The organism is Geodermatophilus obscurus (assembly GCF_900115395.1).
Taxonomy (GTDB): domain Bacteria; phylum Actinomycetota; class Actinomycetes; order Mycobacteriales; family Geodermatophilaceae; genus Geodermatophilus; species Geodermatophilus obscurus_B.
The window spans coordinates 323,067-337,297 of sequence record NZ_FOWE01000002.1; the positions used below are offsets into that span (position 1 = coordinate 323,067).

Sequence of the window (14,231 nt, forward strand, 5' to 3'; positions counted from 1 at the left end):
GCACTTCCGCGGATGTGCACGGGTCAGTTGGCGTGCAGGGCCGCGTTGAGCTCCCCCCAGGTGCCGGTCCGCGGCAGGGCCTCCAGCGCCCCCGAGACGCTGTTGCGGCGGAACAGCAGGCCGTCGCGGCCGGAGAGCTCGCGGGCCTTGACCACCGAGCCGTCGGGCAGCGTCACCCGCGAGCCGGCGGTGACGTAGCAGCCGGCCTCGACGACGCAGTCGTCGCCGAGGGAGATGCCGATGCCGGCGTTCGCGCCGAGCAGGCACCCGCGGCCGATCGACACGACCTCCTTGCCGCCGCCGGACAGCGTGCCCATGATCGACGCGCCGCCGCCGACGTCGCTGTCCGCGCCCACGACGACGCCCGCGCTGATCCGGCCCTCCACCATGGAGGGCCCCAGCGTGCCGGCGTTGTAGTTGACGAACCCCTCGTGCATGACCGTCGTCCCCTCGGCCAGGTGCGCGCCCAGGCGCACCCGGTCGGCGTCGGCGACCCGCACGCCCGCCGGGAGCACGTAGTCGACCATCCGCGGGAACTTGTCCACCGACAGCACGGTCAGGCTGCCGTGGGCGGCGCGCAGCAGCGCGCGGCGGGCGGGGGTGAGCTCGGTGGCCAGCACCGGCCCGGCGCTGGTCCAGGCGACGTTGGCCAGCAGGCCGAAGACGCCGTCGACGTTCACCTCGTGCGGCCGCACCAGGCGGTGCGAGAGCAGCTGCAGGCGCAGGTAGACGTCGTGGGTGTCGGCCGGCGGGGCGTCGAGGTCGGCGATCGTCGTCCGGACGCCGATGACCTCCACGCCGCGGGCGTCGTCACTGCGCACCAGGCCGGAGAACTCCGTGCCGAGCTCGGCCTCCAGCTCCAGCGTGCCGAGCTGCTGCGTGCCGGTCGCGCCCTCGGCGCCCAGCGCGGGCGCGGGGTACCAGGTGTCGAGGACGGTGCCGGAGGCGGTCACGGTCGCGAGACCGGCGGCGACGGCGGAGCGGGCGGCGGGAGCGGTCACGGTCCCGACGCTACCCAGCGCGGTCGGCGGGTTCCCGCGCCACCGGTACAGCGGTGCCGGCCGGGGCCGGCGGGCGCGGCGCCCGGGCACCCACGACGGCACCGAGCAGCCCCAGCAGCGCGACGACGCCCAGCGCCCACCGCAGCGTGACCACCTCGGCGAGCAGGCCGATCAGCGGCGGCCCGGCGAGGAACCCCCCGTAGCCGATGACCGAGACGGCCGACACCCCGCGGCCGCCGGGCACGGCCTCGGCGGCGCCCTGCATGGCGACCGGGAAGGCGCTGGCCAGACCCAGCCCGGCCAGGGCGAAGCCGGTCAGCGCCGCGGCGGGTGCGGCGGCCAGCACCGCGAGCAGGACGCCGGCGGCGGCCACCACCCCGGAGGCGGCCAGGGTGCGGGCCCGGCCCAGCCGGCTCAGCAGTTGCTCGCCGGCCAGCCGGGCCACGGTCATGCTCAGCGCGAAGGCGGCGTAGCCCAGGGCCGCCACGCCGTCGCCGGCGCCGGTCTCGTCCCGGAGGAACAGCGCGGTCCAGTCGGCCATCGCGCCCTCGCTGAAGGCCGCGAACAGCGCGATCAGGCCGAAGACCCAGACGTCCCGGTGCCGCCAGGCGCTGCGGCTCCCCGGGCCCGCCGGGCGCTCCTCGGGCTCGTCGGCCGGCAGCCGCGCGGCGACGGCGAGCACGCCGGCGGCGCACGCCGCGCCCACCAGGCCGAGGTGCACCGCCGGAGGGACACCGGTCCCCGCGGCCAGCGCGCCGGTGCCGGCACCGGCCAGCCCGCCCAGACTGAACGCGGCGTGGAAGGCGGGCATGAGGGGCCGTCCCGAGCGCCGGACGACCTGGACCGCCCCGACGTTCATCGCCACGTCGAGGACGCCGAAGGTGGCGCCGTAGAGGAACAGCACGGCACCGAGCACGACGACGTCGCCGGCGAGCCCCGGCAGCGTGATCGCGGCGGCGGTCCCCAGGCCCGTGACCACCGTGACGCGGGCCGATCCGAAGCGGTCGACCCCTCGGCCGGCCAGGGACATGGCGGCGATCGAGCCGACGGCGATGCACAGCAGCGCCAGCCCGAGCGACCCCGGGCTCGCGCCGGTGCGGTCGCTCACGGCGGGGATGCGCGTCACCCAGTTGCCGAACACCGCGCCGTTGAGGAAGAAGACGGAGGCGACCGCTACCTTCGCTCCGCCGAGGGATCTTCTGGATCGATCCAGAACCATGGGTCGAGCGTAGGTCGTAGCCTGCCGCCGTGCCACGACGACCGACGCTGCGCGACCTCGCGGCCGCCGCGGGGGTCAGCCGGTCGACGGCGTCGAACGCCTACAACCGGCCCGACCAGCTCAGCGCCGAGTCGCGCGAGCGGGTGCTGGCGACCGCGGCCCGCATCGGCTACCCGGGGCCCAGCCCCGCGGGCAGCGCGCTGCGGCGCGGCCGGGCGGGGGCCCTGGGCGTGTTGCTCGGCGACCGGCTCGGCTACGCCTTCAGCGACCCCGCTGCCGCGGTCTTCCTCGACGGGCTCTCCGAGGCCGTGGAGGACGAGGGCTACGCACTGCTCGTGCTGCCCGGTGCCCGCACCGGCGGCGGGCCGGCTCCCGAGGCGGTCCGCACGGCGGTCGTCGACGCCGTCGTCGCCTACTCGCTGGCCGACGACGACCCGGCGATCGCCGTCGTCCGGGACCGCGGGCTCCCGCTCGTGACGGTCGACCAGCCCGCGCTGCCCGGCGTCGCCGGCGTCCGGGTCGACGACGAGGCGGGCGCACGCGCCGTGGCCGAGCACGTCCTGGGTCTGGGGCACCGCCGGCCCGCCGTGGTCGCCTTCGAGCTCACCGCCGACGGCCGGGAGGGTCCCGCCGGTGCCGAGCGACAGCGGGCGGCGACGTTCACCGTCACGCGGGACCGGCTCGCCGGGTACCGCGCCGCGGTCGAGGCGGCAGGGCTCAACTGGGCCGACGTGCCCGTGCACGAGTGCCCGCACAACGCCTTCCTGGAGGGCGTCCGGGCGATCGCCGAGCTCCTGCCCCTGGGTCCCACGGCGGTGCTGGCGATGAGCGACGAGCTCGCGCTCGGCGTCGTGCGGGGAGCCGCGGACGCCGGCCTGACCGTGCCGGGCGACCTCACCGTGACCGGCTTCGACGACACCACCGCCGCCGCGCGCGCCGGGCTGACGACCGTGCGCCAGCCGCTGCGGGACAAGGGGGTACGGGTGGGCGAGCAACTGCTCGCGCTGCTGGCCGGGGAGACCCCGTCCCCGCAGACCCTGCCGACCGAGTTGGTCGTGCGGTCCTCCGGCGCGCCGCCCCCGGCTCCCCGCGCGGGGCAGCGGGTCGGACCCGGCCGCCCGTAGGCTCGGGCACCGTGACCGGCGTGCCCGACCTGGACCTGTCCGCCGACGTCCTCACCCTCACCCGGGCGCTGGTCGACACGCCGTCGGTGTCCGGCGACGAGGGGCCGCTGGCCGACGCCGTCGAGACCGCCCTCCGCGCGCTGGGCGGGCTGGAGGTCGAGCGGGTCGGCGACACCGTGCTCGCGCGCACGAACCTCGGTCGCGACACCCGCGTCGTCCTCGCCGGGCACCTGGACACCGTCCCGATCGCCGGCAACGTGCCCAGCCGCCTGGAGGACGGGCGGCTCTACGGCTGCGGCTCCAGCGACATGAAGTCCGGCGACGCGGTGATGCTGCGGCTGGCCGGCCGCTTCGGCGTCGCCGGGGCGGAGCCCGCGCACGACCTCACGTTCGTCTTCTACGACAACGAGGAGGTCGAGTCGGCGAAGAGCGGGCTGGGCCGGGTGGCCCGCGAGCGGCGCGGCTGGCTCTACGGCGACCTCGCGGTCCTGCTCGAGGGCACCGACGGCGAGATCGAGGCCGGCTGCCAGGGCACGCTGCGGGCGGTGCTGGAGGTGACCGGCCGGCGGGCGCACAGCGCGCGCAGCTGGCTGGGCGTCAACGCGGTCCACGGCGCCGCCGGCATCCTCGCCACGCTGGCCGCCTACGAGGCGCGTGAGGTGGAGATCGACGGCTGCACCTACCGGGAGGGCCTCAACGCCGTCCGGATCGAGGGCGGGGTGGCCGGCAACGTCGTCCCCGACTCCTGCCGGGTGACGGTCAACCTCCGCTACGCGCCCGACCGCGACGAGGACGCCGCCGAGGTGCACGTGCGCGAGGTGTTCGCCGGCGCGCTCGACGCCGGGGCCACGCTCACCGTCGTCGACAACGCCGGCGGGGCGCTCCCGGGGCTCACCGAGCCCGCCGCCGCCGCGTTCGTGGCCGCCGTCGGCCGCCCGGCCCGCGCGAAGCTCGGCTGGACCGACGTCGCCCGGTTCGCCGCGCTCGGCATCCCGGCGGTCAACTACGGCCCCGGCGACCCGAAGCTCGCGCACACCCGTGAGGAGCACGTCCTGGTCGAGCGGCTGCAGCCGACCGAGGACGCCCTGACCGCCTATCTGTCCGGAGGCAGTGCATGACGACCATCCCCCCACCCGACGGCGCCCGGAACCCCCGTCCGACGCGCCACCGCGGGCCGGTGATGCTCCGCGGCGGCGAGCCCGACCCGCGGACGGTCGGGACGACGACCGACCAGCGGCTGCTGGACCTGCGAGGGCCCACCGACTGGGTGCACACCGATCCCTGGCGCGTGCTCCGCATCCAGAGCGAGTTCGTCGAGGGCTTCGGCCTCCTCGCCGAGTTGCCGCGCGCGGTCAGCGTCTTCGGCAGCGCGCGCACCAGGCCCGACCACCCGCACTACGCGGCGGGCGTGCGGATCGGCGCCGCGCTGGCCCGCGCCGGCTACGCCGTCATCACCGGCGGCGGGCCCGGGGCCATGGAGGCGGCCAACCGCGGCGCCTCGGAGGCCGGCGGGCTCTCGGTCGGGCTGGGCATCGAGCTGCCGTTCGAGCAGGAGCTCAACGAGTGGGTCGACGTCGGCATCAGCTTCCGCTACTTCTTCGTCCGCAAGACGATGTTCGTGAAGTACGCGCAGGCCTTCGTCATCCTGCCCGGCGGCTTCGGCACGCTCGACGAGCTGTTCGAGGCGCTGACCCTCGTCCAGACCCGCAAGGTGACCCGCTTCCCCGTCGTCCTGTTCGGCACCGAGTACTGGGCGGGGCTGGTCGACTGGATCCGCGGCAGCTTGCTGGACTCGGGGACGATCAGCGCCGGCGACCTCGACCTGTTCACCGTCACCGATGACGTCGAGGAGGCGCTCGCGCTGATCCGGGCGTCGGAGGCGGCGGGTACGCCGGGTGACAACGGCGGCGGGATGCGCGCGCCGCTGTCCGGGCCGGTCGAGCCGGTCGAGGGCTGAGAGCCGGCCGTGCTGTCCTTCCTCGTCACGATCGCCGCGGTCGCCGTCGTCGGGGCGCTGCTGTTCCTCGGCGGCTCGGTGCTGCTCGGCCGCGGCGAGACGCAGCCGCCGGCCGAGCTCGACCGCTCACCGGTCGAGCTGCCCGACGACCGGCCGGTGACCGGCGAGGACGTGCGCGGGCTGCAGGTGTCGGTGGCGGTGCGCGGGTACCGGATGACCGAGGTGGACTGGCTGCTCGAGCAGCTGGCGCAGGCGCTGGAGGAGCGCGACGAGGTCATCGCCGCGCTGCGCGCCGAGCGGTCCGCCCCCGGGACGGGCAGCGCGCCCCGGACCGCATCCGGCAGCGGGGCCACCGGCGAAGGACACGACGTGGACGAGGGAGCGCGCAACGGTGCCTGAGCTGGTGCTGCCGGTCGCCGTCGAGGCACCTCCGGAGCGGGTGTGGGCGGCGCTCACCGACTGGCGGGCCCAGGGCCGCTGGATGCTGGCCACCGACGTCGAGGTGGTCACCGCGCACGACGAGGGCGTGGGCGTCCGGCTGGCGGCGCGCACCGGCGTCCCGCTGCCGTGGCGGCGCGGCCGGCACGGCAGCACCCGGCACCTGGGCGTCCTGGACACGATGGTCGTCACCGAGTGGGAGCCGCCGACCCGCGTGGTCGTCCAGCACACCGGCCGCATCGTGCGCGGTCCCGGGATCTTCGAGCTCACCCCCGCCCCGCACGGCACCGACATGGTGTGGACCGAGCGGCTGTACCTGCCCTTCGGGATCGCCGGCCGGCTGGGCTGGCCGCTGGTCAAGCCGTTCGTCGTCCTCGGCTTCCGGCTCTCGCTGCGCCGGTTCGCCCGCTACGCCGCCACCGGCGCCGCGGGCTGAGCCGCGGCGCGCACCGCCTCCCGGCTGACGTACCAGCGGTGCCACAGCAGCGCGGCCGTGAGCAGCGTGACCACCGTCCCGCCGTCGTACACCAGGCGCGCGCCCTCCTCCGCGCCGGTGACGCCGGCCGGGGGGTGGGCGTAGAGGACCTTCGCCAGCACGTCGTGCGCGGCGGCACCGCCGGCCAGCGCGACCGCGCGGACGCCGACGCCGCGCCGGTGCGCCGCCGGGTCGACCGCGAGCACCGACGCGGTGGCGAGGTACCCGCTGACCAGCAGGTGCGCCGCCAGCAGCGCCGACCAGCCGGGGGAGTGCCCGGCCGCGCCGTGCAGCCCGGTGCCGTAGAGCAGCCACAGACCCGCGGCGTTGGCCGGGACGGCGACCAGCGGGTCGGCGAGCCACCGCAGGGGAGCGGCGCGCAGCAGCCGGCTGACCCGCCGGGCGGCCGGGACCGGCAACGCCCGCAGGACGAGGGTCACCGGCGCGCCGAGGACCAGCAACAGCGGCGCGACCATGCCGACCAGCAGGTGCCCGGCCATGTGCGCGCGCAGGTCGCCGTGCACGGTCAGCGGCCCGGCGACGGCGACCGCGGCGGCGGCCACGCCCGCCAGCCAGGCCGCGGTGCGGGCCAGTGGCCAGGGGCTGCGGCAGCGCCAGGTGGCGGCGACGTACGCGGCGGCCGCGGCCGCCAGGAGCACCAGCAGGACGCTCACCGGAGGGCTGCCGGCCGCTCGCGAGAGCGCCGCAGCAGCACGACCCCGGTGACCAGCAGCAGCGCCCCGGGGACGATCCAGGCGACGTCGTACCCGGTCAGGTCGACGCCGTAGCGCACCTGGTGCAGCCGCAGCAGCTTGTGGTGCACGACGCCGTCCCACACCTGGAACGCCCCGGCGCCGGTGAGCACCGCGCCCCACCACAGGGCGGGGACGAAGGAGCCGCGACGGCGGGCGTCGGCCAACAGGGCCATGCCGGCGACGGCGGCGGAGAACGTGCCGGCGTGCAGCAGGCCGTCGGACACCAGGCCGGCCGCACCGCTGGCCCGGTCGTAGAAGTGGTGCCAGTGCAGGATCTGGTGGAAGACGATCTCGTCGACCGCGCCGGCCACGCCCAGGCCCAGCAGCAGGCCGGAGACCAGCAACCGCCGCCGGGCCGGCGGGCGGGGCAGTGCGTCGGCCACGGGGCCTCCCGTCGTCGCAGGTCCCCCCGCGCTGCCCGCGCCGCGCCGGGGGGAAACCGGCGTCCGGCTGGACCCGGCCCCTGGGGCGTGCCGCACGCTCGGGTTCATGGGCGGAGACCTGCTGCGGGCCGGGGAGTTCCAGCGCCGCACCCGGCTGTCGGCGAAGGCGCTGCGGCTCTACGCCGAGCAGGGGCTGCTGGTGCCCGACGCCGTCGACCCGTGGAGCGGCCACCGCGGCTACGCCGCCGGGCAGGTGGAGCGGGCCCGGCTGATCGCCGCGCTGCGCCGGGCCGGCATGCCGCTGGCCCGGGTCCGCGAGGTGGTGGACCTGGAGCCGGGGGCACGGCGGTCGGCGGTCGCGCGCTGGTGGGACGGCGTCGAGGAGGACCTGCGGCGCCGCCGGACGTGGGTCGGCGCCCTGACGGTGGAACCGGACGACGGCGAGGAGGACGACGTGTACGAGGTGGCGCTGCGCGAGGTGCGCGAGCAGACGGTGCTGACCGCCGAGCGGCGGCTGACCGTGGACGAGCTGGAGGACTTCATCACGACGGCGGCGGAGGAGATCGACGCGCACCTGACACGGTCGGGCGCCGCCCCGGCCGGCCCGCTGCGGGTCGTCTACCACGGCATGGTCACCGAGGACGGCGACGGGCCGGTCGAGGTCGTGCGCCCGTTCAGCGGCCGGGTCGAACCGGCCGGTGAGCTGCGGATCCGGCTGCAGCCGGGCGGGCGGGAGGCGGTCACCTGCCTGACGCGCGGGCAGGCGGAGTTCCCGGGCATCCTCGGGGCCTACGACGCAGTCGGTGCGTGGGTGGACGCCCACGGCCTGGAGCGGGCGGGCAGTCCGGCCGAGGTCTACGTCGGCGACCGCGACGTCGACCCCGACGAGCCGCACGTCGAGGTGGCCTGGCCGGTCCGGTAGCGGGTCGCCCCGGGCGGAGCGGGCCGGGGCGCCGCTAGGTCCGGCGGAGAGAGGCGACGAAGGCCATCGCCTCCTCGGCGAGGGCGAGGTCGGACTCCGGCGTGCCGTGGTCGAGCGCGACCCACTCGCGCATCGGGGTGCCGTTGGCCGCGGCGAAGGGCAGGCCGGTGCCGGCCGCGACCAGGCCCTCCACCCGGTGCCGCGGCAGCTTCAGCACCACCGCACCGCCGACCACCATCGCGAAGACCGACCCCTCGATGGTGAGCGCGGCCGCGCCGAAGCCCCACCGTCCGCCGGCGCCGGGCGGGCCGACGCCAGGCCGGGTGGCGAGGGCCTCCACCAGGAGGGCGAAGCGCTGGCCGGGGTCCACGCAGGGAGTCCAGCGCCGCTCGGCGGGATGCGCAAACGGGTGTGTCGGTGACGGCGGGGAGACTGTCGCGGTGAGCCGTCGCGGGTGGGTGCTGTTCGTGGCGATGTCGGTCATCTGGGGCGTGCCGTACCTGCTGATCAAGGTGGCCGTCGACGAGGTGTCGCCGGTGGTCGTCGTCTTCGTGCGCTGCGTCGTCGGGGCGGCGCTGCTGCTGCCGTGGGTGCTCGCCCGCGGCCAGGTCCGGCCGGCGCTGCGGCACTGGCGGGCGCTGCTGGTCTTCACCGCGCTGGAGATGACCGCCCCGTGGCTGCTGCTGTCCTACGCCGAGGTGACGCTGTCGAGCTCGCTGACCGGGCTGCTGGTGGCCTCGGTGCCCTTCGTCGCCGCGCTGGCCGCCCGGTTGCTGGGCGACGAGGAGCGGCTGACGCCGGTGCGGCTGGCGGGCATGGGCCTCGGCGTCCTGGGCATCGCGGCGCTCCTCGGGTTCGACGTCGAGGGCATCGCGCTGCTGCCGGTGCTGGCGGTCGTGCTCGTCGTGCTCGGCTACGGGACGGCGCCGCTGGTGGCCAGCCGCGCGCTGGGCGACGTCCCCGGCGTGGCGGTCAGCGCGATCGCGCTGGTGCTGACGGCGGTCGTCTACGCGCCGTTCGCGGTGCCGCGGTGGGAGCAGGTGACGACGGCCTCCACGCAGGCACTCGGGTCGCTGGCGGCCCTGGGGGTGGTGTGCACGGGGGTCGCGCTGGTGCTCTTCTTCGCCCTGATCCGCGAGGTCGGGCCGCAGCGCGCGCTGGTGATCACCTTCGTCAACCCGGCCGTCGCGGTGCTGGCCGGGGTCCTGCTGCTCGACGAACCGTTCACGCTCGGGCTGGCGGTCGGGCTGCCCCTGGTCCTGTTGGGCTGCGTCCTGGCCACGCGCCGCAACGCCCCGGCGCCCGCCCCGGTCGAGTCGCCGGTGCCCTGACGGCGGGCGGTCCGGGGGCTCCTGTGCCCCTCCGAGTGATGTCGCCGGACGCGACGGTCCAGGCCGGTCGGTCGGTGGCCGACGTGGGGCGTGTTCGCCGGCACCCGTCGATGGGAGTTCGTTCCGTGGCCCGCACCACCCGCCCTCTCCTCTCCGTGCTCGCCGCGGTGGCAGCCCTCGGGCTGCCGGCGTGCGGCGGGGACGGTCCCGCGGACGGGAGCCGTGGCCCTGCGGGGGCGTCCGCGTCGGTCGCTCCAGCGCCGGCTCCCGCGCCGTCCGCCAACGGCCTGGCAGCCGAGCAGGAGGCCGCCGCCGCCGAGGCCGCCCGCATCGCTGCCGAGCAGGCCGCCGCCACCGAGGCAGCCGCTGCGGCCGAGGCCGCCCGCGGGGCCACTGCGGTCGCCTCCCGCCCGGCGCCGCAGAACTCGTCCGCGCCCCGCCCGGTGCCCGCTCCCGCGCCGGCCCTGGCTCCCGCGCCGGCGCCGAGGCCTCAGGTCGACTCGTGGGTGAGCCTGTCCGGCAAGTCGTGCAACGTCGACGGCGACACGTACACGCTCGGCTTCACCGTCCACTGGTCCGACGGGCACACCATGCGCGTCGACCGCTACGTCTCCGGCGGCCCCTACCTCATGAACCTCTACACCGACTACGCCGGGGAGAATCTGTGGACCGTGCGCCCCGCCGACCAGGGCTTCTCCTGCTGACCCACTCCCTCGACCGTGCGCCGGGTGGCCGCACCCGGCTCGGGCGCGGCCACCCGGTGCCCTGACCGCGGGCACGCCTCGCGCGGCCATCTGCTCCGGGGAGCGGGCGGCCGGGCGGTGTTCCGGTCAGGCGGCGGGGGAGAGCAGCGGTTCGGGGGTGGTGATCTCGGTGCCGTCGGGTCGCCAGGTGCGCCATCGCCCGCTCGGTTGTCGCTCGACGCGGAAGCCGTGGTGGACCTTCGTGTGGTGCCGCTCGCACAGCAGCGCGGAGTTCTCCAACGAGGTCTCGCCGCCGTCGATCCAGTGCACGAGGTGGTGCACGTCGGTCCAGTGGCTGGGTGCGTCGCAGCCGGTGAACACGCAGCCGCCGTCGCGCAACTCCACCGCCCGCCGCAGCGCTCCGGAGACCAGCCGCTGCTCCCGTCCCACGTCCAGCGGTACGCCGTCGGGGCCGAACACCACGCGGGAGATGCGGCCGTCGCAGGCCAGCCAGCGGGCGCGGGCGGCGGAGATGGTGGCGCCGAAGCCCATGTCCGCGGCGCCCTGTCCGGTGGCGAGGTCGTCGAGGTCGATGCGCACGGCCACATGGGGTCGGACCGTGCGCAGCACCGGCACCGCGCCGGTGGCGAGGGCGTTGTCGGCGATCTGCAACAGGGCGTCGCCCTGCCGCTGGGCGCGGGTGCGCTCGTCCCCGGCGGGGCGGTCGGCCTGCACGTGGGCCTCGACCGCCGTCTGGACCTTCTCCCCACCCACGGCGTCGAGGTGCCCGGAGAAGGACACCGACCCGTCGGCGTGCCGGACGAAGACGAGCCGCCGCCCCTCGGTGGGGTCCGGCTCGGGCCCGTCGGGCTCCAGACCGAGCAGGTAGCGGGCCACCACCGCCACCAGGTCGGCGTGCGGCTGCTCGGTGGCGACCTGGGTGAACACCGCGTCGACCACGGCCAGGTCCACGCCTCGTTCGGCGGCCGCGGCCAGCCGCCGCGGCGTCACCGCCCGGGCGGCCTCGGCCACCTGACCGGCCGACACCAGCCCCGCCTCGGCCGCCTTGGCCAGGGCGGGCAGGTGCTCCAGCGCTCGCCCGGCGGTCACCAGCCGCAGGGCCTCCGACCCCGACAGCCGGCCGTGCCCCCGCAGCCAGGACGCCATCGACTTCTGCCCGTCCCGCTCCGGCGCCTGCGCCAGCTCCGCCGCCCGCACCGCCCGGGCCAGCGCGGCGTCGATCCGGTTGCGCTCGGTGACCAGCGCGGCGACGTCGTCGAGGACGTCACCGTCGACCAGTGCACTCGAACACATGATCGAACAGTAGCGCACCAGGAGGCATCCGGCGACCCGTATCCCCAGGTCAGCAGCCCGTCCACAGATCACCTGGCACCCTGGCGTACCACCTCCGGCGGGGTGGAGGAAGGGGGACATGACGACCGTCCTGTCCCAGCCCGGCACTAGCGTCTCCCCTGTGGGACCCCCGCCGACAGCCGACCGCATCCGCTGCGCGTGGGGCGACAGCACACCGGAGTACGTGAGCTACCACGACGAGGAGTGGGGCACCCCGCTGCACGGCGACGACGCCCTGTTCGAGCGGCTCTCCCTCGAGGCGTTCCAGTCCGGCCTGTCCTGGATCACCATCCTGCGCAAGCGCCCCGCCTTCCGCGCCGCCTTCGCCGGGTTCTCCATCGACGCGGTCGCGGCCTTCACCACCGAGGACGAGGCCCGGCTGATGGCCGACGCGGGGATCGTCCGCAACCGCGCCAAGATCGCCGCTGCGGTCTCCAACGCACGCGCCGCCCAGCGGGTCGAGGAGGGGTTGTCCGACCTCCTGTGGTCCTTCGCACCCACCGCGCCGCGCCCCCGGCCGGCCACGCTGGCCGACGTCCCGGCCACCACCCCGGAGTCCACCGCGATGGCCCGGGAGCTCAAGCGGCGGGGGTTCGCCTTCGTCGGGCCGACGACCGCGTACGCCCTGATGCAGGCCACTGGCATGGTCGACGACCACGTCCGGACCTGCTTCCGAGCGACCCCCTGAGGGGGCTCATGTTGGTGCCACGGCGGGGATACGGGATCATGTGCGCAGAGCTCAGCACCGAGGTACAGCCACACCGCAGCCGCACAGGAGCGACGGGTGGCCGGCGAAGGAGGCACGCATGGCGGCCATGAAGCCGCGCACGGGTGAAGGTCCCCTGGAGGTCACCAAGGAGGGGCGCGGCCTGGTCATGCGGGTGCCGCTCGAGGGCGGTGGCCGCCTGGTCGTCGAGCTGTCGCCGGACGAGGCCGCGGCGCTCTCCGAGGCCCTGAAGGGCGCGACCAGCTGAACGCCTCCGCGAGCCTGCCCTCGGGCAGCCCCGCGCAGGACGACGCGGCCCCGGCCGCCGGCAGCACGCCGGCGACCGGGGCCGCCCCCTTGCCGCGGGTGGAGCTGCTGGCCGCGCTGCCCCGGCTCGGCGAGGACGACGTCCTCGCCGTCCCGGTCGGCACCGGTACGACGCTGCCGCCCTGGCTGACCTCGCCGGCGTTCGGGACGCTCCCGCCCGTGCCGGCCCGGTGGCTCGCCGGCGCGCTCGCCGACACCGGCAACACCGGCAAGCCCGGCGCCATCACCAACCTGCCCGTCCCCGGTCGCCGCCCGCGCAGCGTCGTCGCGGTCGGGCTGGGCGACGGGACGCTGCCGCACCTGCGCGGCTACGTCGCCACCGCCGTCCGTCGCGCGCAGACCCTCGCCGAGCACGGCGCGAGACGCCTCGTGCTGCTTCTCGACGCGGCGCTCGCCCCCGCGGGCGCCGACGAGGTGCGCGCCGCCGTCGAGGCCGCCCTGCTGGCCGGGTACCGCTTCCGCGAGACTTCCCGGCCGCACCCACCGCGGCTGCCCACCGTCACCCTCGTCGCCACCGACGCCACCGACCCCGCCGTGGTCGCCGCCGCCCGCGCCGGTGAGGTCACCGGACACGCCGTCGCCTGGGCCCGCGACCTGGTCAACACCCCCGGCAACACCGGGGACCCCGCCTGGCTGGCGGACCAGGCCGTCGCGCGGCTGGCGGGCCTGCCGCACGTCACCGTCACCGTGCTCGGCCCCGACGAGCTCGTCGCCGGCGGCTTCGGCGGGGTCCTCGCCGTCGGCGGCGGCTCGGCGTCCCCGCCGCGGCTCGTGGTCGCCTCCTACGCGCCGCCCGGCACCGGCCCCGCGCACCCCGTGCTGGTCGGCAAGGGGATCACGTTCGACACCGGCGGCATCTCGATCAAGCCGAACGCCGGCATGCGCGAGATGAAGACCGACATGGCCGGGGGAGCGGCGGTGCTGGCCGCCCTCGACGCCGCCGCCCGCCTGGAGCTCCCGGTCGCGGTGACCGCCGTCGTCCCGGCCGCGGAGAACGCCGTCTCGGGGTCGTCCTACCGGCCGGCCGACGTCGTCCGGCACGTCAGCGGGCGCACCACCGAGGTGCAGAACACGGACGCCGAGGGCCGTCTGGTGCTCGCCGACGCGCTGGCGCACGCCCGCCTGCACCTGGGCGCCACCGTGCTGGTCGACGTCGCCACGCTGACCGGCGCGACGAAGGTCGCGCTCGGCACCCGGACGGCGGGCCTGTACGCCACCGCTGACGGGCTGGCCGCCGCGCTCTCGACCGCGGCCCTGCACGCCGGCGAGCGGGTCTGGCGCATGCCGCTGGCCGAGGAGTACGCCGAGCTGCTCGCCAGCGACGTCGCCGACGCGAACAACGCCCCGGGCAACCCCGGCGGCACCACCGCGGCGCTGTTCCTGCGCCCGTTCGCCGGCGACCTGCCCTGGGCCCACCTCGACGTCGCCGGCCCCGCACGCGCCGGTTCCGACGACGCCGAGGTGGTCAAGGGTGGCACCGGCTTCGGCGCCCGCACGCTGCTGCGCTGGCTGGAGGCCGGCGCCCCGCTCGACCCGCTGCCGACCGTCACGGACTGA

General features: G+C 76.6%; 17 protein-coding genes. 11 read left to right on the plus strand and 6 right to left on the minus strand.

The genetic code is table 11. From position 1 onward, the window contains the following. Positions 1-23: 23 nt before the first annotated feature. Both dapD and BM165_RS04990 read right to left on the minus strand, forming a co-directional pair. Complete coding sequence (gene dapD, locus BM165_RS04985; RefSeq protein ID WP_075012644.1) at positions 24-1,001, minus strand: 2,3,4,5-tetrahydropyridine-2,6-dicarboxylate N-succinyltransferase; 978 nt, start codon at positions 999-1,001, stop codon at positions 24-26. Between the two features lie 10 nt (positions 1,002-1,011). Further along, positions 1,012-2,220, minus strand: coding sequence for an MFS transporter (locus tag BM165_RS04990; protein WP_083427067.1), 1,209 nt, complete (start codon positions 2,218-2,220; stop codon positions 1,012-1,014). Between the two features lie 29 nt (positions 2,221-2,249). On the opposite strand from BM165_RS04990, the gene BM165_RS04995 reads away from it, so the two are divergent. The 5 genes from BM165_RS04995 to BM165_RS05015 are packed head-to-tail and all read left to right on the plus strand — an operon-like array spanning position 2,250 to position 6,175. Further along, positions 2,250-3,344, plus strand: a complete 1,095-nt coding sequence (locus BM165_RS04995) for a LacI family DNA-binding transcriptional regulator (protein WP_075012388.1) — start codon at positions 2,250-2,252, stop codon at positions 3,342-3,344. Positions 3,345-3,364: 20 nt separating this feature from the next. Then, positions 3,365-4,462 (plus strand): succinyl-diaminopimelate desuccinylase, encoded by a 1,098-nt coding sequence (dapE, locus tag BM165_RS05000; RefSeq protein WP_244274049.1) that lies wholly within the window; start codon positions 3,365-3,367, stop codon positions 4,460-4,462. Next, positions 4,459-5,301, plus strand: coding sequence for an LOG family protein (locus BM165_RS05005; protein WP_075012390.1), 843 nt, complete (start codon positions 4,459-4,461; stop codon positions 5,299-5,301). Before dapE ends, BM165_RS05005 begins: the two co-directional genes overlap by 4 nt. A 9-nt stretch (positions 5,302-5,310) precedes the next feature. Continuing rightward, a complete protein-coding gene (locus BM165_RS05010; protein WP_075012391.1) occupies positions 5,311-5,700 on the plus strand; it encodes a DivIVA domain-containing protein in 390 nt (129 codons plus the stop codon). After that, complete coding sequence (locus tag BM165_RS05015) at positions 5,693-6,175, plus strand: SRPBCC family protein (RefSeq protein WP_075012392.1); 483 nt, start codon at positions 5,693-5,695, stop codon at positions 6,173-6,175. The genes BM165_RS05010 and BM165_RS05015 overlap by 8 nt, the downstream gene beginning before the upstream one ends. On the opposite strand, the gene BM165_RS05020 is transcribed toward BM165_RS05015, so the two are convergent. Both BM165_RS05020 and BM165_RS05025 read right to left on the minus strand, forming a co-directional pair. After that, positions 6,148-6,888 carry a cytochrome c oxidase assembly protein gene (locus tag BM165_RS05020; RefSeq protein ID WP_075012393.1) on the minus strand — a complete coding sequence of 247 codons (741 nt, stop codon included), beginning with the start codon at positions 6,886-6,888 and terminating at the stop codon, positions 6,148-6,150. The two genes, BM165_RS05015 and BM165_RS05020, sit on opposite strands and share 28 nt — an antisense overlap. Further along, on the minus strand, positions 6,885-7,352 hold the full coding sequence (locus BM165_RS05025) for a DUF2243 domain-containing protein (protein ID WP_244274051.1): 468 nt from the start codon (positions 7,350-7,352) through the stop codon (positions 6,885-6,887). Before BM165_RS05025 ends, BM165_RS05020 begins: the two co-directional genes overlap by 4 nt. Positions 7,353-7,458: 106 nt before the next feature. Here BM165_RS05025 and BM165_RS05030 point away from each other — a divergent pair, with 106 nt between their 5' ends. Continuing rightward, positions 7,459-8,274, plus strand: coding sequence for a MerR family transcriptional regulator (locus tag BM165_RS05030; protein WP_075012394.1), 816 nt, complete (start codon positions 7,459-7,461; stop codon positions 8,272-8,274). Between the two features lie 34 nt (positions 8,275-8,308). Here the strand turns inward: BM165_RS05030 and BM165_RS25130 are convergent, their stop codons facing one another. Continuing rightward, complete coding sequence (locus BM165_RS25130; protein WP_075012395.1) at positions 8,309-8,644, minus strand: hypothetical protein; 336 nt, start codon at positions 8,642-8,644, stop codon at positions 8,309-8,311. Positions 8,645-8,714: 70 nt separating this feature from the next. Between BM165_RS25130 and BM165_RS05040 the strand changes: the two genes are divergently transcribed. Both BM165_RS05040 and BM165_RS05045 read left to right on the plus strand, forming a co-directional pair. Then, positions 8,715-9,605, plus strand: coding sequence for a DMT family transporter (locus BM165_RS05040; protein WP_075012396.1), 891 nt, complete (start codon positions 8,715-8,717; stop codon positions 9,603-9,605). Between the two features lie 125 nt (positions 9,606-9,730). Beyond that, on the plus strand, positions 9,731-10,309 hold the full coding sequence (locus BM165_RS05045; RefSeq protein ID WP_075012397.1) for a hypothetical protein: 579 nt from the start codon (positions 9,731-9,733) through the stop codon (positions 10,307-10,309). A 126-nt stretch (positions 10,310-10,435) separates the two neighbouring features. Here the strand turns inward: BM165_RS05045 and BM165_RS05050 are convergent, their stop codons facing one another. After that, positions 10,436-11,602 (minus strand): HNH endonuclease signature motif containing protein, encoded by a 1,167-nt coding sequence (locus BM165_RS05050; RefSeq protein ID WP_075012398.1) that lies wholly within the window; start codon positions 11,600-11,602, stop codon positions 10,436-10,438. Between the two features lie 160 nt (positions 11,603-11,762). Between BM165_RS05050 and BM165_RS05055 the strand changes: the two genes are divergently transcribed. The 3 genes from BM165_RS05055 (at position 11,763) to BM165_RS05065 (ending at position 14,231) form a co-directional block, all read left to right on the plus strand. Continuing rightward, positions 11,763-12,329, plus strand: a complete 567-nt coding sequence (locus BM165_RS05055; protein ID WP_244274052.1) for a DNA-3-methyladenine glycosylase I — start codon at positions 11,763-11,765, stop codon at positions 12,327-12,329. A gap of 118 nt (positions 12,330-12,447) precedes the next feature. Continuing rightward, on the plus strand, positions 12,448-12,615 hold the full coding sequence (locus BM165_RS05060; protein WP_012947303.1) for a DUF3117 domain-containing protein: 168 nt from the start codon (positions 12,448-12,450) through the stop codon (positions 12,613-12,615). Between the two features lie 98 nt (positions 12,616-12,713). Next, positions 12,714-14,231: a leucyl aminopeptidase family protein gene (locus tag BM165_RS05065; RefSeq protein ID WP_244274053.1), complete on the plus strand. Its 1,518-nt coding sequence runs from the start codon at positions 12,714-12,716 to the stop codon at positions 14,229-14,231.

What these genes read in the sequence shown, in the direction of transcription:
- BM165_RS04990 (WP_083427067.1), bottom strand. Translation starts at nt 2,220, where the DNA reads ATGGTTCTGGATCGATCCAGAAGATCCCTCGGCGGAGCGAAGGTAGCG.
- BM165_RS05005 (WP_075012390.1), top strand. Translation starts at nt 4,459, where the DNA reads ATGACGACCATCCCCCCACCCGACGGCGCCCGGAACCCCCGTCCGACG.
- BM165_RS05030 (WP_075012394.1), top strand. Translation starts at nt 7,459, where the DNA reads ATGGGCGGAGACCTGCTGCGGGCCGGGGAGTTCCAGCGCCGCACCCGG.
- BM165_RS05050 (WP_075012398.1), bottom strand. Translation starts at nt 11,602, where the DNA reads ATGTGTTCGAGTGCACTGGTCGACGGTGACGTCCTCGACGACGTCGCC.
- BM165_RS05060 (WP_012947303.1), top strand. Translation starts at nt 12,448, where the DNA reads ATGGCGGCCATGAAGCCGCGCACGGGTGAAGGTCCCCTGGAGGTCACC.